Below are 17,545 nucleotides of genomic sequence, written 5' to 3' on the forward strand. Positions count from 1 at the left end.
CACGAATCGACCCGTGAGCCGCACCGACGATAAGTCGGCAAATTCGTCGGCGAATTCTCTTGTCGCGCAGTCTTGTAGACCTCACCAAGGTCCTGACCAGGGCCCATGGCCGGACACAGGAATATCGACGGTCGAATCATCGGCCGGAATTCCCGGAACAGTTATCGGCAACATCGAATTGCGGAATTCACTGTGAAGGAGCACCACCGATTCGAGAGGTCGGCCGTCAGCTCGGTTCGAGGTGGCCGTTGACGATGATCAGTGGGGGTGTCGGGCGCGATGTAGCGCAAGGGTCCGTAGTGGATCAGGGGCTGCGGGTGGAACCACTCCACCCGGCCGCACGGCGGAAGCCTACCGCGCAACCTCACCTCGAAGCATATATGCTATCATGCACATATGCCCCTCAAGCGGACGATGGTCTACGCCGAAGCCGATGACCTGGCGGTCATCAAAGACGCCGCTTCGCGCTCTGACGCGAGCGAAGCGGAGATCATCCGTGAGGCGATCCATCTGGCCGCGATGCGTTTGCGGCGCCGGTCCGAGCCGCTGCGACTACGGCGCTTCGCCAGTGGCGACCCCACGCTCGCCGCCAGAACTGAGGAGATTCTCGCCGAAGACGGCGTTGCGTGACCGGAACCGGGATCGTCATCGCTGACACGTCCGGACTGATCGCCGCCTTCGACACGTCCGCTCCCGAGAGCGACGCGGCGTTCGCGGCCCTCGAGCGCGCGGGGCTCGTTGTGCTGTCGCCGCTGGCCCTGGCGGAGCTCGATCACGTGGGGAAACGGGAACTCGGCCGCGCCCGTGCTCAGTCGATGATCGAGGATCTCAATGCCCAGGTCCGCCTCGGCGCGTTCGAGATCGCCGTGATCACCGCGGACATCCTCGACCAGGCGAACGCTGTGCGCACGCTGTACCCTGCGCTGAATCTCGACCTCGCCGATGCGGTGTGCGTCGCGTTGGCGGCGGAGTACGAGACCGATGCCGTGCTCACACTCGACCATCGCGACTTCCGCGCGCTGACGCCGTTGACAGCGCACCGCGCGTTTCGGGTGCTCCCGGCAGATCTCTGATCCGCGGGGAGCAGCGCGCTATTTCCCGCGCAGGCCGAAGGGGTTGCCGTCTTTGTCGGCGAGGACGCAGATGCGCAGGTCGGGGGCCACGGTGCGTGGGGGCGACTGTTCGGTGGCGCCCGCGGCGAGGAGGGCGGAGCGGGTGGCGTCGAGGTCGTCGACGTCGGTCATGGCGACGGGACCGCCTTCGCCCTGGGGGTTGAGGCTGATCTCGAAGCCGTTGACGTTGAAACCGACGTAGTAGGGCTGGTCGGTGTGGGGCTCGCCGTAGAGGGCGGTGTAGATCTTCTTGGCGGCGTCCAGGTCGGTGACCGGGATGACGACCGCGCCGACGGTGGGGCTCATCTGTACGTCCTTCCGAAAGACAGCGGACTGGCTCGGGCGGAGATCTGACGATGTTCCACGGGTCAGCGTAATCACCGGCGGTGCCGAACGCGGGCGGTCGGACCACCCGCGTTCGACCCTGTTCAGTGCTCGATCGCGGCGGCGAGGGCGGTGAGCGCCGTGGTCCACAGGTCCGCGAGGCGCTCCGCCTGCTGCTCGGTGAACAGGGCGGTGCTCCAGCGGAAGTTGGTGGTCAGGGCCGGGCCGTCGGGGGTGGTGCCGATGCCGGCGATGACGTCGAGCGCGTACCGGAGCGGGAGGTCGGGTTCGGGGTCGAGCGGCAGGGCCTCGTTGCGGGGGCCGACCAGCAGCGACCACGCGTCGCCCTCGGTGCCGGAGAGGTCGATGCGGCCCAGGTAGTTGAACTCGACCTGGGGTTCGGCGGCACGCAGTTCATTGACCCGGTCGACGTACCGGAGCAGCCCGTAGTCGAGCCCCTGGTTGGGGATCTCCCGCAGATGGGTGGACACGCTGTCCAGGAGCGAACGCGCGGCGGCCGGATCCGCTTGCGCGCCCGCCACATCCACCGCATCGGCGCCGACGCCGAGGCGCACCGGGAACACGCTGGTGAACCAGCCGAGGGTGTTGGCGGTGTCGGTGCCGAGTTCGGCGTCGGCGCGGCCGTGCCCTTCCAGCGCGATCAAAGCGCCTGCGGCTGGGTCGTTTCCGTTGTCGGCGTGGACCGAGGCCATGGTCATGGTGAGGGCGGTGAGCAGGAGCTCGCGCACGCCCTCGTCCTTGCCGAGCCGGCCCAGCAGGCGTTCGGTCAGCGCCACCGGGGTGAGGACCGAGCGCACCCGCAGGGTGGACCAGGTGTCGGTGGCCGGCGCGGGGTGACGCGACCCGAGCGCGGCGTCGGGCGCCCCCACCTGGGCGGTCCAGTAGTCGCGCTGGGCGAGCACCTCGGGCTCGCTCGCCCGCTGCCACATGGCTTCCGACCACTGCCGGTAGGAAGTGAACTCGGGCAGCATCTTCGGGGTGACGCCGGACTGGATCTGCTGCCAGGCGGCGGCGAGCCCGTCGATCATGATGTGCCAGGAGACGACATCGACCGCGAGATGGTGGATCGCGAGCAGCAGGACATCGCCGTCGCCTTCGGAATCGGCGAACCACACCGCGCGGACCATCGCACCCGCCCGCGGGTCGATGTCGTCGTTGGCGATCCGCGCGAATCGGGTGATGGCCGTGTCGAGTTCGGCACCGGCGAGCCCGCGCGGAGCGTCGATGACGACATCGGCGGCCCGCACCACACCGGGTGCGCGGGTGACCAGGCGCGGTCCGTCGGCGGTGTCGGTGAGCACGGCGCGCAGGGTGTCGTGCGCGTCGAGCAGGGCCTGGAGGGTGGCTTCCAGTCCGGCGCGGTCGATCCCGGCGGGCAGGCGCAGCAGCGCGCTCTGGGTGAAGCGGCGGTAGTTGCCGTACTCGTACATCCAGGAGACGACCGGCAGCGGCGGAACGACGCCGTAGTCGTCGTCGGACTTCGCGGAGGTGACCGGTGATTCGTCGATCGCGGCGGCCAGTTCACGAATCGTGGGGCAGGCGAGCACCATGCGCGGGTTCAGCGCCAGACCACGGCGGCGGGCCTTGTTGACCAGCGAGATCGCGACGATGCTGTCGACGCCGAGTTCGTAGAAGTCGGCGTCGACGCCGGGGGCGCGGCCGTCGAACAGTTCGGCGAAGACCTCGCTGAGCGCGATCTCGGTCGGGGTCTCGGCGGCGGCGTCGCCTTCGGCCGCGGCGAGGGTCTGTTCGGCGAGCTCGAGCAGCGCGTGCCCGTCGAGCTTGCCGTTGACGTTCACCGGGAGCTGCTCGAGCACCACGATGCGCGCCGGAATCATGTACGCGGGCAGGCGCTGCGCCAGATCGGCGCGCACCCGGCTCACGACCACCGCGCGCCCGGCCTTGCCGACGACGAAGCCGACCAGCGAGGCACCACCCGCGCGGCGCACCACGGTCACCGCGGCGGTGTCGATCTCGGCGGAGCGGCGCAGCGCGGTCTCGATCTCGCCGACCTCGATGCGATAGCCGCGCACCTTGACCTGCGCGTCGGCGCGACCGAGGTAGCCGAAGCGGCCGCCGGGGAGCCTGCGCACGAGGTCGCCGGTGCGGTACATGCGCTGTCCGGGGCGGTGCGGGTCGGCGCAGAAGCGGTCGGCGGTGATGCCCGGTTTGCCCAGGTAGCCGCGGGCCAGCTGCACGCCGGAGAGGTAGAGCTCGCCGACGATGCCCGGCGGCACCGGCCGCAGGCGGGAGTCGAGCACGTAGCCGACCATGCCGCCGTTGGCGGTGCCGATGGTCGGGATCTCCGAGGTGGCGACGGGCGCGACGACCGCTTCGACGGTGGCCTCGGTGGGGCCGTAGCAGTTGTGGACGGCGGTCCCCGGCAGGGCGCGCAGCCGCGCCCACAGCGCGGTGTCGATGGCCTCGCCGCCGAGCGCGAGCACCGGGAGTTCGCGGTCGAGCAGGCCCGCCGCCGCCAGCTGCGCCAGCATGGAGGGGGTGGTGTCGATCATGTCGATGTCGAAATCAGCCATGCCCGAGACGATTCGGTGCGCGTCACGCATCTCGTCGGCGTCGAACAGGTGCAGGGCCTGCCCGGCGAAGAGACCGACCATCGGCTGCCAGGACGCGTCGAAACCGAGCGACCACGCGTGCGCGATCCGCAGCGGGCGGCCGAGTTTCGCCATGGCGGGACGGTAGAAACGCGCGAGGTGGTCGGCGAAGTAGCCGGCCAGCGCGGCATTCGTGCCGACGACACCCTTCGGTTCGCCGGTGGAGCCGGAGGTGAAGATGATGTAGGCGCTGTGCTCGAGTTCGCGGCGCACCGCGGGCGCCTGCGCGGGACGTGCGGCGATGCGGTCGATGACGGCAGGGTCGTCGAGCGCGAGCGCGGGGGCGGCGTCGGCGAGCAGGGCGCGGTCACCCTCGCGCAGGACGGCCAGCACCGGATTCGACTGGCGCAGAATCGAAGCGATGCGCTCGGCTGGAAGCGTGATGTCGACCGGAACGTAGGCGGCACCGGCGGCGAAGGTGGCCAGGATGGCGACGATCGAGGCCGTCTCGCGCGGGAGCATCAGGGCGACAACGGTTTCCGGGCTGACTCCGTGCGCGGCGAACTCCCCCGCCAGGCGGCACGCCCTGGCATGGAGTTCCGCGTAGGTGAGGACCTCACCGGCCGTGGTGGTGAGCGCGATCGCGTCCGGCGCCTCGGCGGCCTGGCGGGCGAACAGCTCCCACGGCGTCTCGGTCGGCGCCGAGGCCAGGTCGGTGGCGGCGGCGCGGAGTTCGGCGTGCTCGTCGGCGGTGAGCAGGTCGATCGCGTCGAGGGTGGCGGCGGCGTCGAGATCGGGCAGCGCGCGCAGGACGGACACCAGGCGCTGCCCCAGGTCGGCGGGGTCGAGGTGGCCCAGCAACGCGGGCAGCGCCTCGACGAGCACGAGCAGTTCGCCCTCGCTCAGGTGCGAGACGACGGTGAGCGGATAGTGGGCGAGGCTCTCCATCTCGATCGGCCGGAACTGGGCGCCGTCGGGGGTGGTGACGGTCTGGATCGCGTCGTCGATCGGGGCGTTCTCGAACACGAACAGGGTGTCGAAGAGGGCACCGTGCCCGGCGGCGCGTTGCAGCGTCGACAGGCTCAGGTAGCCGATGTCGCGCATGGCCGACGAATCCCGTTGCAGGCGCGCGCATTGCGCGACGACGGGTTCGGCGGGGTCGAGGCGGTGCACGACGGGCACGGTGTTGATGAACAGGCCGACCATGCCCTCCACCCCGGCGAGCTTCTCGGGGCGGCCGGAGATGGTGGTGCCGTACACGACGTCGCGGCGATCGGTGATCCGGCCGAGCAGCAGCGTCCAGGCGAATTGCACGGCGGTGTTGAGCGTCATGCCGTTCGCGCGGGCCCACTGCCGCAGCCGCTCGGTCTCGCCGGCGGACAGGCGCAGTCGCGTGGTCTCCGGCACCGCGGAGCCGGTCGAGCCCGCGCCGTCGGCGAGGACCAGCGGCGCGCTGACCTGGCTCAGATACTCGGCCCAGCGGCGGGCCGCGGCATCGTGATCCTGGGCGCCGAGCCAGCCGATGTAGTCGCGGTACGGGCGCGGAGCGGGCAGCCCGTCGAGGCGCCCGCCCGCCCGGTAGACCGCCAGCAGTTCGGTGAAGAACACCGCGACCGCCCAGCCGTCCATGAGGATGTGGTGCGCGGTGAGGATCATCCGCTTGCGCGGCGCGGGCGCGTCGATGACGTCGAGCAGCAGCACCCGCAGCGCGGGCCCACGGCTCAGCGCGAACGGCACGCGCCGCTCGGACTCGGCGATCGCGGCGAATTCCGAAGAACTGGCGGCGCGCTCGGTCCACGGCAGTTCCGCCGTGGACGGGATGATCTGCACCGGCTTGGGCACATCGGTGTCCCAGAACGCGGCCCGCAGGTTCGGGTGCCGGTCCAGCATCGCCTGCGCGCTGCGGCGCAGCAGGTCGGCGTCGAGCGGGCCGTCGATGTCCACCACGAATTGCATGGTGTACAGGTCGATCTCGGAACCGGCCAGCCGCGAGAGGGAGAACAGCCCTTCCTGCAGCGGACTCAGCGCGAGTACGTCTTCGATCTGCGGCGCACTCATGCTGCGTCCTCTCGTAGCTGGGTGGTGCTCATCGCTGCGCGGACCAGGCGGCCGTCAGCGCGGACAGCGCGTCGGCCTCCAGACCCGACGCGCTCATCGGCGCGTGCGAGACCTGTTCGGGCTCTTCGGTGCTCGGCTGCTCCGCGGGCGCGGCGGCGTCCACCGCGGCCGCCAGTTCGGTGATCGTCGCGCACTCGAACACCAGCTGCGGGGTCAGCGGCAGGCCGAGTTCGGCGGCGCGAGCCGACCACTGGATGGAGATGACGCTGTCGCCGCCGAGGGCGAAGAAGTTGTCCGCGCCGACGACGTCGTCGATCTCGAGCAGTTCCTCGATGAGCGTGATCAGGGTCCGCTCGGTGTCCGAGTCCGCCGTCGCCGCACTCGCGACCGAGACGGCGGCAAGGGGTTCGGGCGCGGTGAGCAGCCGGTCGAGGTCGGCCTGGGGCAGCACCCGCAGGTCGGCGACCGGCAGGTCGGGGGTTTCGGCGAAGGCCCGCAGGGTGGCGGCCAGCGCGTCGGCGACGAGGGCCGCGGTGGCGGGGTCGTAGAGGTCGGCGTTGACGACGACGCGCACGTCCATGCCACCGTCGGTGGTGACGTTCAGGCTCAGGTTCAGATCCAGGAACGAGACGTCGAAGTCGGCAGGCAGCACCGTCACCGTCGACGCGCCCGAGGACGCGAACGGCAGCGTGGCCGGCGCCCAGTCGGCGCCGCGGAAGTGGATCATGCTCTGGAACAGGGGGTTCCGGGAGCGCGAGCGACGCGGGTTGAGGGCTTCGACGAGCCGTTCGATCGGCAGGTCCTGGTGTGCGTTGGCGTCGAGGACGACATCGCGGGCCGCGAGCACGGTGTCGCGCAGGGTCGGCGCGCCCGTGAAGTCGTTGCGCAGCACCACCATGTTGGCGAACAGGCCGATCAGGTTCGTGGTGGCCGGGTCGGTCCTGGCCGCCACGGGCGTGCCGAGGGTGATGTCGGTGCCGCCGCCGAGGGTGTGCAGGAGGGTCGCCACCGCGGCCTGGCAGACCATGAACTCGGTGGCGCCGCTGCGCATCGCGAGCGATTCCAGGCCCGAGCGCACGCTGACGGGCAACGTGAAGGTGACCACCTCACCGCGCTTGCCGAGCACCGGCGGACGCGGCCGATCGTGGGCGACCGCGATCTCCTCGGGCACTCCGGCCAGCGCCGAACGCCAGTACTCGATCTGGGCCAGCGCGAATTCGCTCGGCGCGGCCTGATCGAACAGCTCGCGCTGCCACAGCGCGTAGTCCGCGAACTGGATCGGCAGCGGCTGCCAGTTCGGCGCCGCGCCGGATTCGCCGCGCGCCCGGTAGGCGGTGGTCAGGTCGTCGAGCAGCACGCCGAAGGACGCGTGGTCGGCGACGATGTGGTGCACCAGCAGCGACAGCACATGGGTCTCGGCGTCGAGCACGAGCAGTTCGGCGCGGATCAGTGGTTCACCGTCGAGGGTGAACGCGTAGTTCGCGATCTCGGCCAGTTCCGCGGACAGCTCGCCGGGCGCGATCTCCCGGATCGGCAGCGGCACCGCGGTGGCGGGGTGCACGACCTGGTAGGGCACGCCGTCCTGCTCGGGGAAGGTGGTGCGCAGGGATTCGTGCCTCGCGACGACGTCGTCGAGCGCCGACCGCAGGGCCGCGATGTCGAGCGCGCCGGTGAAGCGCAGGGCCAGCGGCAGGTTGCCGACCGAGCCAGCGCCTTCCATGCGGTACTGGAACCACATGGCCAGCTGCGAGTAGGACAGCGGGATGCGCTCGCCGCGTGCGCGTCCGCCGATCGCGGGACGCGGAGCTCGCGACAGCGGCTCCACGTTGGCCGCGGTGGCCTCGGCGGCAACTGCTGTCGACCGGTCGGGTTCGGAGGACGGCGCGGCGACCGCACCGGCGTCCATCGAGATCTCCTCGGCCTCGTCGGCGTCCACCGCGTCGAGGTCGATGTCGAATTCGGCCTGGAACCGCGCCACCAGGTCGGCGGCCAGCGCGGCCGGGGTCGGGCTGTCGAAGACCACGCGCACGTCGAGTTCGACGCCGAACTCCGCGCGCACCTGGGCGACCAGCCGGGCGGCGAGCAGCGAGTGGCCGCCGAGCTCGAAGAAGGAGTCCTCGGCGCCGACCTCGTCGAGGCTGAACAGGGCGCCGAACAGCGCGCACATCTTGCGTTCGGTGGCGGTGGCCGGTGCGCGGTGGGTGCGCGCGACGGCCGGGGTCGCGGCGGGCAGCGCCCGCTTGTCGAGCTTGCCGTTGACGGTCAGCGGGATCTCGGGGATCACCGCGAAGGCGCTGGGCACCATGTAATCCGGCAACCCGCCCGCGGCGAAGGCCCGCACCTGTTCCAGGTCGACGGTCTCCTCGGCGGGCACCACGTAGGCGGCCAGCATCGCGCCGACGGCCGGGTCCTCGGTGACGATCACGACGCAGTGGGCCACGGCCGGATGCGCCGCGATCGCGGCCTCCACCTCGCCGAGTTCGATGCGGAAACCGCGCACCTTCACCTGCTCGTCGGCGCGGCCGACGAATTCGAGCTCACCGAAGCTGTTGCGGCGCACCAGATCACCGGAGCGGTAGAGTCGCGCGCCCGGGGTGAACGGGTCGGCCACGAAGCGCTGCGCGCTCAGCGCGGGCCGGTCGAGGTAACCGCGGGCGAGCTGCTCGCCACCCAGGTACAGCTCGCCGACGACGCCGTCGGGCACCAGCTGCAGCGCCTCGTCCAGGACATAGGTGTAGACGTTGCGGTTGGGCAGGCCGATCGGCACCACGCCGGTGCCCTGCGGCCCGTCGACGGGCATGTGCGTGGAGCACACCACCGCCTCGGTCGGGCCGTAGTGGTTGCGCAGCTCGGCGTCGAGGGTGTTGGCGAAGCGGTCGGCGACCTCGCCGGGCAGCGCCTCGCCGCCGACGGGGACCTGGCGCAGGGTGCGCCATTCGCTCACCTCGGGCAGCAGCAGGAAGGTGCTCAGCATGGACGGCACCATGTGCAGCACCGTCACCCGCCGGCGGGTGATGAGGTCGGCGACGTAGCGGATGTCGCGGAAGGCGTTGGGCTTGGGCACGATCAGCTGCGCGCCGACGGTGAGCGTGATGGCGATGTCGACCAGCGAGGCGTCGAAGCTCACCGACGAGGACTGCATCAGCCGGTCCTGCGCGGTCATGTTCCAGTCGGCGGTGAAACAGACGATGTGTTCGGCGATCGCCGCGTGCGGCACCGGCACGCCCTTGGGCTTGCCGGTGGAGCCGGAGGTGTAGATGACGTAGGCGAGGTTCGCGGGCAGCAGGGGGCGCACGCGGTCGGCATCGGTGGGCGCGGACTCGGGCAGCGCGGCGGCGGCCGACTCGGCGTCGACCAGTTCCGGTGCGCCGAGCAGCAAGCGGGGCTTCGCGTCGGCGACGAGGTATTCGATGCGGTCCTCGGGGTAGGCCGGGTCGATCGGCAGGTAGGCGCCGCCCGCCTTCAGCACGGCGAGCACGGCGACGATGAACTCCACCGAGGTGCCAAGGCGCAGGCCGACGAGGTCCTCGGCGCCGATGCCCTGCCCGATCAGCCAGTGCGCCAACCGGTTCGCGCGCGCGTGCAGGGCGCCGTAGGTGAGTTCGACGTCGTCGGAGGCCAGCGCGGTGGCCTCCGGGTCGGCGGCCGCGGCCGCCTCGAGCAGCGTGACCAGGGTGGTCGCTCGCTGGTCCGAGAGCGGGCCGTGCGAGCGTTCCAGCAGTGCGGCGCGGTCGGCGGCGCCGAGCATGTCGAGGTCGGCGAGGCGACGGCTCGGGTCGCGCAGGGCGGCGTCGAGCAGGTTGCCGAAGTGCGCGAGCAGCTGCTCGACGAGCGGCTCGGCGAGCACGTCGGTCTGGTACTCGGCCTCCACGACCGCGGTGCCGTCGGCTTCGAGGACGATGGCCAGCGACAGCGGCACCTGCGCGCTCGCGGCGCCGAGCTCGAGCTGGGTGGAGCGCACGCCGTCGATGGCGAAGCCGTCGGCGCTCTTGCGCACGGAGAAGCCGAGGCGCACCAGCTGGTCCATTCCGTCGCGACCGGCGACGCGGTCCGGATTCGCCTCGCGGACAACGCGATCGATGCCGACGCCGCGCCGGGCGAACGCGCCGGAGCAGGTCTCGCGCACGGCGGCGACCAGGCCGGCGAAGTTTTCGCGCGCGCCGAGCGTGGCGCGCAGCAGCAGGGTGTTGCCGAAGTAGCCGATGAGCTGTTCGGTGCCCGCGGGGCGGTCGGTGACCGGGATGGAGACCAGGAAGTCGTCGGCGGCGGTGTAGCGGTGCACGAGCGCGTCGAAGCCGGCCAGCAGCACCATGAACGGCGTGGCGGCCTGCTCGCGCGCGAACTGCTCGGTGCGGGCGACCAGTTCGGCCGGGAGGCGATGGGTGCGGCGCTGGGCGTGCCGGCCGGGGTTCGCCGCTGCCGAGCCGGGCAGTTCCAGCGGCTCGGGAAGCGGGCGCAGGGCATCGCGCCAGTAGGCGACATCGGCTTCGGCGGGTTCGGCGGTGGAGGCGATCGCGGCGAACTGCACGGTGTCACCGGCGCCGTCGGGATGCGCGGCGGGAACCGACGCCTGGTAGGCGGCGTTCAGCTCGGTGAAGAACACGGCCCAGGAGTCGTCGTCCCAGCAGATGTGGTGGATGGTGAACAGCACCACGTGCTCGTCGGCACCGGTGCGGATCAGCGTGGCCCGCAGCGGGAGCTCGGTGCCCAGGGCGAACGGACGGTCGAAATCGCGGCGGGCCAGCACCTCCACGCGCAGGTCGCGGCCGGATTCGGCGAGGTCGGTGAGGTCGTGGGCGGTCCATGCGGCGCGCGCGTCGGCGGTGAACACCTGGAACGGTTCGCCCTCGGCATCGGTGCCGTAGGTGGTGCGCAGGATGTCGTGGCGGGCGACGACGGTGTCGAACGCGGCGTGCAGGCGGTCGGCGTCGAGCGGACCCGTGAGCCGGTAGGCGACGCAGATGTTGAGGGCGGTGTCGTCGGCGTCGCGGGTCTGCAGGAACCACATGCGGCGCTGGCCGGGGGTGAGCGGGCGCCGCTCCCCCGCGGCGATGCGCGAGACGGCGGTCGCGGCCGGCGTCGCGGCGGCCATGCCGCTGGCGCGCAGCTTCTGCTGGAGCAACTGCTTGCGGCGCTCGGCGACGGACAGGGTGGCTTCGGTGTCTGACATGTTCTTTCGGCCCCTCAGCCCTGGTTGGTGTTCTGTGCCATCAGCAGCACGACATCGTCGAGCGACGCGCCGCCGAGAATCGCCGCGACCGGCAGATCCCGGTCCAGCTCCGCCTTGACCCGCTTGCGGAAGTCCAAGGCCTGCAGAGAATCCAGGCCGAGCGCGACCAGCGGCATGGTGGCGTCGATGGATTCGGTGCTGTCGCCGCCGATCACCTTCAGCAGCTCGGTGCGCATGCGCAGGTCGAGCGGGACGGTGTCGGAACCCGACGGCGCGACCGCCTCGTTCACGGCCGCTCGCTCCGCTTCGACGGCGACTCGCGACGAAGCGGCGGGCCGCGACGTATTCGCCTGCTGCGCGGGCACAGTCGATTCCAGGCCGGTGATCAGGCTCTCCTGGCCGAAGGCGCCGAGTACCTCGCGCAGGAAGTCCCAGTCGGCGGCGATGATCATGCCGTCGCGGATCGGCTCGGCGAGCCCGGCCGCGATCGCGTCGGCGGGGACCATCGGGTACACCCCCGCTTCCTCGACCCGGGCGAACCCGGCGTCGTCGAGCGGACCGGCCACGCTCCACAGCCCCCACTGCAGGCTGGCCGCGGCGATGCCACGGGCGCGGAGGCGGCGGGCCGCGACATCGAGCATCCGGTTGGTGACCGCGTACAGGATCTGGCCACGCCCACCGATGGTCGCGGCCATCGACGAGCACAGCAGGACCCGCGCGTCGGTGGTCAGCGGCACGGTGTCGACGAGGTTGTCCAGGCCGCGCAGCTTGGCGGCGGCCGCGGTGCGCACATCGGCGGCGGTGATCGCGCCGAGTTCGGCGTCGACGTAGTTGACGGCGGCGTGGATCACCAGATCGGCAGGGCGATCGGCGATCTCGGCGCCGAAGGCTTTCGCGGCGTCGGCATCGCTGACATCGCAAGCCCTGACCACGATCTCGGTGTTCCCCAACCGACGCAACCGTGCCAGTTCGCCCGCCAGCTCCTCGGTCTCACCGCTGCGGCTGAGCAGGGTGATCCTGCCCGCGCCCGTCCTTGCCAAGTGCTCGGTGAAGCGCAGGCCCAGCTTGCCGGTGCCGCCGATGATCACGACATGATCGAGATCTGTTCCCAGCGAACCTGTTTCGGCTGCCGCGTCGGGGACCAGGCGCTTGACGAAGAGCTTGCCCGACCGCAACGCCAGCTCGGCCTCTCCAGTGGAGTGCACCGCGCCGACGATCTTGGCGGCCTGGGACACCACGGGCTCGCCGGCGGCGAGATCGAGATGCCGGAAACGAGTGCCGGGGTGTTCGATGCCGACGCTACGGAACCCGGCGGCCACCCCCGACTGGAACAGGCCAGGAAGCGGATCGCTGTCGCGCACGGCCTCGCCGCCGACGGTGATCAGCCAGCACTCGCCACCGGGGCGCAGCGCGGACAGCGCGGCGGCCCAGGGGCGCTCGGCGTAGAACCGGGTGAGCGCGTCGATCGCCTCGCGCACGCCGTCATCGACGCCCACGGGCACCAGGATGATCACCGTGTCGGCGAAACCGGTTCCGGCAGCGGCGTTCTCCCGCGGCATACCCGGCGCGGCGACCGGGTCACCATCCGATCGGGAGCCGATGGCCGAACCGCCACCGGGGCGGGCCGCATCGGCTCGCTGATCGAGCGCGTCCAGCCCCGCCGGACCCAGCGATCGGGCTTCGGCGCCATGGCGGTCGGCCGCCGCGACGAGCGCGGTGGCCTGCTCGGCGCAGTCACCGGTCGGGTCGACGATGAGCAGGCTGCGCGGCGCGGTCAGCGTCCGGCGCTGCAGCGGCGTCCACTCTTCCACCAGCCGTTGCGATTTCGGCGCGTCGACGACGAGTTCGGCCGGTGTCTCGCGCGTGCCGAGGGGCGCCCACAGGCGCTTGGGCGCGGTGATCGTGTGCGGGAAATCGCGCAGCGGCAGCGTCACCGAGTCGTCGACGCGCAGCGCGTCCCACCGGTAACCGAGATCGAGAACGGCGACCTGGGCGAGATTGCGGGTGAACTCGGACAGATCCTCCGCCGTGCGCAGCGAGGTGCCCAGTACGCGGAAGTCACGCGGCGGCAGGCCGGGCCGGGCCGGGACCTGGCTCAGGTTCTCCTGCAGCGCCAGCTGCAGGATCGGGTGCTCGGCGACCTCGATCATCAGGTCGACGCCGTCGCTGCCCGCGTTGACCACGGCGCGGTCGAACCGCACCCGGTTGCGCAGGTTCCAGAACCAGTACTCCTCCTGCTTGAGGTCCGGCGTGATCGGCTCGCCGAGAGTCGCTCCGTAGCAGGGGATCTCAGTGGGCGCGAAGTTCGTAGCGCTCATCTCGTCACCGAGGAAGCCCTCGAAATCGGAGCGCACTTCGGCGACGATCGAGGTGTGCGCGGGGAAGGCCACCCGGATCTCCCTGGCGAACTGGCCGCGCGCGGTGGCCGCCTCGACCAGATCGATGACGGCGCCGCGCTCACCGGAGATGGCGATGATGTGCGGTGAGTTGACGACCGCCAGCTCCGCCCAGCCCGAATGCCGGGCCATCAGCGCTTCCACGCTCTCGCGGTCCATGCCGAACACGGCCATCGAGTAGCCGCGCGGGGAAAGCCGATCCGCGAGCAGGGCGCGGTGGGTCACCGCGAGGACCGAGTCGCGCAGCGTCATCACGCCCGAGACCGCGCCCGCGGCGAGCTCGCCCTGGCTGTGCCCGACGGTCGCGCTCGGTTCGACACCTGCGGCGCGCCAGACGGCGGCCAGGCCGGTCATGTGGAACATCAGCGCGGGCTGCACCTCCCACACCGTGTCCTCGTACTGCCCCTCGTGGCCGAGCAGGTAGTGCAGCGGCTGGGAGTGGCCGAAGCGCTCTTCGTGCAGGGCCGCGCATTCGTCGACGACGGCGCGGTAGGCGGCGGACTGCTGGTAGAACAGCGAGCCCATGCCCGGCCGCTGGCTGCCCTGGCCGGGGAAGACGAACCCGACGCGGCGCGCGCTCGCGGCCACGTCACCGCGCACCACGGACGGGTGGTCGGCATCGGTCGCGATCGCGTCGAGGGCGGCCGACAGCTCGTCGTTACCCGCCGCACCGGCGGCGGCGAGGATCAGCGCGCGGCGGCGGCGCGGCACGCGGGTGCGGAACAGCATGTCCGCCAGGCGTTCCGCGCTCACCTCGGGATGCTCGAGCAGGTAGCCGCGCACGGCGGCGGCCTCGGCGCGCAGCCCGTCGACGCTGTCGGAGGACAGCAGGACGGGGACGCGCCCGTCGGGCAGACGGTACTCAGCCATGGTTGGTCTCCTCCAGCACCGGCAGGCCGACGATGGCGTGCGCGTTGGTTCCCGCGACACCGAACGAGGACACCGCGGCGTAGCGCAGGCCGTCGGCGCGCGGCGCCCAGTCGGTGAGTTTCGCGGCGAGCCGCAGACTGGTCGCGTCCCAGTCGATGTCGGTGGTCGGGTCCTCGGCCCACAGGCTCGGCGCGATCGCGCCGTTGGCGCCGCACAGCAGCACCTTGATCAGCCCGAGCATGCCCGAGGCCGCCTGGGCGTGGCCCGCGTTGGACTTCACCGAGCCGAGCAGCGGGGTGTCGGTACGGTCGACAGCGCCGTAAGTCGCTGCCAGCGCTGTCAATTCGAGCGGATCGCCGACGGCGGTGCCGGTGCCGTGCCCCTCGATGAGGCCGATCGCGCTCGCGTCGATCCCGGCCGCGGCGACGGTGGCCTCGATGAGCCGCTGCTGCGCGGCCGCGCTGGGCACCGCGATCGGCGCGCCCGCGCCGTTGTGGTTGACCCGCGAGCCGAGCAGCTGACCGTAGATCCGGTGACCGAGCGCCTTCGCCCGCGACTCTCGTTCCAGCACAACGACACCGGCGCCCTCGCCCCAGAGCGTTCCTGTCGGATCGGCGGCGTAGGAGCGGCAGTGACCGTCGGTGGCCAGCGCGTTGTTCTTGGAGAACTCGTAGAACGCGCCGGGGGAACCCATCACGCACACGCCGCCGGCCAGTGCCCATTCGCACTCGCCCGCGCGCACGGCCGCGGCCGCCTGATGCACCGCGGTCAGCGAGGACGCGCACGCGGTGTCGACGCTGATCGACGGGCCGATCAGCCCGAGCCCGTGCGAGATCCGGCCCGCCACCGCGCCGAGCGCGGTGCCGGTGGCGCGGTAGCCGCTGTACTCGTTGACCTCGCCGACGCGCGGCCCGTACTCGACCGTCGACACGCCCATCCAGACCCCGGCCGGATCACCGTCGAGCGCACCGGGATTGATGCCCGCGTGCTCGAGCGCGCGCCACGCCACCCGCATGGCCACCCGCTGCTGCGGATCCATGGCCACCGCCTCGCGCGGGGTGATGCCGAAGAACTGGGCGTCGAATTCGGTGGCGCCGTCGAGGAAGCCGCCCGCGTCGCGCACGGGCGCCCAGCCGTCGAGTCTGCCGAGGGCGAACAGTTCGTCGAGCGGCCACTCGCGACCGCGGGGGAAGGGGCCGATGAGTTCGCGGCCGTCGGCCAGCGCCGACCAGAACGCCGGCAGGGTGTCGACGCCGCCGGGAGCCTCGACACCCATGCCGACGATGACGATGGGATCGGTGTCCTGAGTCATCGGGCGAGTGCCTGACCCGCGAGCACCTCGGCGACGCCCTCGATGTTCTCGTCGATGTAGAAGTGGCCGCCCGCGAACAGGTTGACCTCGATCGCGGCGGTGGTGCTCTGCTCCCAGCCGTACAGGTCGCGGGGCCCGACGAACGGGTCGTCGTCGCCGCCGAGCACGAGCAGGGGCGCGGCGACCCGGACATCGGGGCCGCAGGAGTACGCGTCGAAGGCGCGGTAGTCGGCCTTGAGGACCGGCAGCGCCATCCGCATGACCTCGCGGCTGGCCATCACGTCGGCGCCGGTGCCGTTGAGCGCGGACATGTGGTCGAGCAATTCCTCGTCCTCGGTGGGGTGTCCGGGGAGCTCGGCGATCCGGTGCGGCGCGGCCGCGGCGGAGACCACCAGCAAACGCACGGCCAACCCGGCGGCCTCGGCCAGCCGGACGAACTCGAACGCGGCGATCGAGCCCATGCTGTGGCCGAAGACGGTGAGCGGGGCGCCGGTGTCGCGGGCGGAGCCGCGGAAGGCCTCGAAGGCGCCCACGGCGAGCTCGGGCAGGGTCTGCGCGGCGGGCTCGGCCAGCCGGTCCTGCCGGCCCGGGTACTGCACGATGACGGTGTCGAAGTCCTGGCTCATGCGCTTGGCGAACACCCGGTAGGCCGACGCGCCCGCGCCCGCGTGCGGGAAGACGATCAGCGGCGGTAGGGAATCGGTCCTGGGGGCCTGGAATTGCCTGATCCAGCCGAGTTCTCTTGCCATGTCTCTCCCTCACCGGCCGCGCAGGGTCACGCCGCCGTTTCGCACTGTCCAACTCCGCGCAGAGGCACGGACCGGCCCGCACAGTCGTACGAGGCCGGGGCGAATCCTGTTGCACCCGAGACCGTCCCGCAATGCCATGCCGGCAACCATCGGGCGATCGGTCGGGCAACAGTATCACCCGGCCATTAGTATAGGCTAGCCTTACCATTGCGGTAACCACGGTTATGATGAACACCGGTTGTGATTGAACGGAGCGCCGAGCAGATGAGCCCCGCCGGGACCCCTTACGTGCTACCTCGCGAGCAGACCGAACTGCCCGCCGACGTAGCCGCCGCGCCGGCGCCGAACCTGCCGGTTTTCGCGGCCCCGTTCACCCTGCGCGTGGCCGACCCGGACGGCACCGATCCCGACCTGCTCGTCGAGTGGATGGCCCGCCCGCACCTGCTCGAATCGTGGGAGCAGGACTGGGACGCCGACCGCCGTCGCACCGATTTCCGCGCTCAGCTGGCCGGAACCTATTCGCGCCCTTGCCTGCTCAGCCTCGATTTCGCGCTGCTCGGCCGGCCCGAACTCGGCGTCCGTGACATCGCCTACCTCGAGTTCTATCGCGCCGCCAAGGACGAGATCGGCCACCTGTACGACTCGGCTCCCGGCGACATCGGCTTCCACATCGCCACCGCCGACACCGCGGTGATCGGCAAGGGCATCATGACCGGCTGGATCGCCACGATGGTCACCGCGCTCTTCGCCGCGAACCCGGACTGCCGCCGCGTCCTCGGCGATCCCGACCACCGCAACCAGGCCATCTGCCGCAGTCTCACCAAGGCGGGCTTCCACCGGATCGACGAATTCGACGTCCGCCCCGACCGTCGCATCGCCCTCTACGCGGCGCCGCGCACCCCCGACGACCTGCCCGTCGCCCGAGCCTGAGCACCCAGCCGACCGAAGCCCCGCGCCTGAGGAGACGCGGGGCTTCGTCGT

At 71.4% G+C, this 17,545-nt stretch carries 9 protein-coding genes; 3 read left to right on the forward strand and 6 right to left on the reverse strand.

Annotated elements, in window-relative coordinates; genetic code table 11:
- The first annotated feature begins 396 nt into the window (after positions 1-396).
- Both DFR69_RS10095 and DFR69_RS10100 read left to right on the forward strand, forming a co-directional pair.
- Positions 397-630: a CopG family transcriptional regulator gene (locus DFR69_RS10095; protein WP_110037205.1), complete on the forward strand. Its 234-nt coding sequence runs from the start codon at positions 397-399 to the stop codon at positions 628-630.
- Entirely contained in the window at positions 627-1,073 is a 447-nt protein-coding gene (locus tag DFR69_RS10100) for a PIN domain-containing protein (RefSeq protein WP_244198185.1), read from the forward strand. Before DFR69_RS10095 ends, DFR69_RS10100 begins: the two co-directional genes overlap by 4 nt.
- 18 nt (positions 1,074-1,091) lie before the next feature.
- Here the strand turns inward: DFR69_RS10100 and DFR69_RS10105 are convergent, their stop codons facing one another.
- The 6 genes from DFR69_RS10105 to DFR69_RS10130 all read right to left on the reverse strand — a co-directional run bounded on the left by DFR69_RS10105 (position 1,092) and on the right by DFR69_RS10130 (position 16,564).
- Positions 1,092-1,418 carry a VOC family protein gene (locus tag DFR69_RS10105; RefSeq protein WP_110037206.1) on the reverse strand — a complete coding sequence of 109 codons (327 nt, stop codon included), beginning with the start codon at positions 1,416-1,418 and terminating at the stop codon, positions 1,092-1,094.
- Positions 1,419-1,540: 122 nt separating this feature from the next.
- Positions 1,541-6,067: a non-ribosomal peptide synthetase gene (locus DFR69_RS10110; RefSeq protein WP_110037207.1), complete on the reverse strand. Its 4,527-nt coding sequence runs from the start codon at positions 6,065-6,067 to the stop codon at positions 1,541-1,543.
- Positions 6,068-6,095: 28 nt separating this feature from the next.
- Entirely contained in the window at positions 6,096-11,237 is a 5,142-nt protein-coding gene (locus DFR69_RS10115) for a non-ribosomal peptide synthetase (RefSeq protein ID WP_110037208.1), read from the reverse strand.
- Between the two features lie 14 nt (positions 11,238-11,251).
- The gene (locus DFR69_RS10120) at positions 11,252-14,503 is read right to left on the reverse strand and encodes an SDR family NAD(P)-dependent oxidoreductase (protein ID WP_110037209.1); all 3,252 of its coding nucleotides are present in this window, start codon (positions 14,501-14,503) and stop codon (positions 11,252-11,254) included.
- Entirely contained in the window at positions 14,496-15,815 is a 1,320-nt protein-coding gene (locus DFR69_RS10125) for a beta-ketoacyl [acyl carrier protein] synthase domain-containing protein (protein WP_110037210.1), read from the reverse strand. Before DFR69_RS10125 ends, DFR69_RS10120 begins: the two co-directional genes overlap by 8 nt.
- On the reverse strand, positions 15,812-16,564 hold the full coding sequence (locus DFR69_RS10130) for a thioesterase II family protein (protein ID WP_110037211.1): 753 nt from the start codon (positions 16,562-16,564) through the stop codon (positions 15,812-15,814). Before DFR69_RS10130 ends, DFR69_RS10125 begins: the two co-directional genes overlap by 4 nt.
- A gap of 240 nt (positions 16,565-16,804) precedes the next feature.
- Here DFR69_RS10130 and DFR69_RS10135 point away from each other — a divergent pair, with 240 nt between their 5' ends.
- On the forward strand, positions 16,805-17,494 hold the full coding sequence (locus DFR69_RS10135; RefSeq protein ID WP_308633193.1) for a GNAT family N-acetyltransferase: 690 nt from the start codon (positions 16,805-16,807) through the stop codon (positions 17,492-17,494).
- Positions 17,495-17,545: the final 51 nt, after the last annotated feature.

The organism is Nocardia neocaledoniensis (assembly GCF_003182135.1).
Classification (GTDB): Bacteria; Actinomycetota; Actinomycetes; order Mycobacteriales; family Mycobacteriaceae; genus Nocardia; species Nocardia neocaledoniensis.

What these genes read in the sequence shown, in the direction of transcription:
- DFR69_RS10110 (WP_110037207.1), bottom strand. Translation starts at nt 6,067, where the DNA reads ATGAGTGCGCCGCAGATCGAAGACGTACTCGCGCTGAGTCCGCTGCAG.
- DFR69_RS10105 (WP_110037206.1), bottom strand. Translation starts at nt 1,418, where the DNA reads ATGAGCCCCACCGTCGGCGCGGTCGTCATCCCGGTCACCGACCTGGAC.
- DFR69_RS10120 (WP_110037209.1), bottom strand. Translation starts at nt 14,503, where the DNA reads ATGGCTGAGTACCGTCTGCCCGACGGGCGCGTCCCCGTCCTGCTGTCC.
- DFR69_RS10130 (WP_110037211.1), bottom strand. Translation starts at nt 16,564, where the DNA reads ATGGCAAGAGAACTCGGCTGGATCAGGCAATTCCAGGCCCCCAGGACC.
- DFR69_RS10125 (WP_110037210.1), bottom strand. Translation starts at nt 15,815, where the DNA reads ATGACTCAGGACACCGATCCCATCGTCATCGTCGGCATGGGTGTCGAG.
- DFR69_RS10115 (WP_110037208.1), bottom strand. Translation starts at nt 11,237, where the DNA reads ATGTCAGACACCGAAGCCACCCTGTCCGTCGCCGAGCGCCGCAAGCAG.
- DFR69_RS10095 (WP_110037205.1), top strand. Translation starts at nt 397, where the DNA reads ATGCCCCTCAAGCGGACGATGGTCTACGCCGAAGCCGATGACCTGGCG.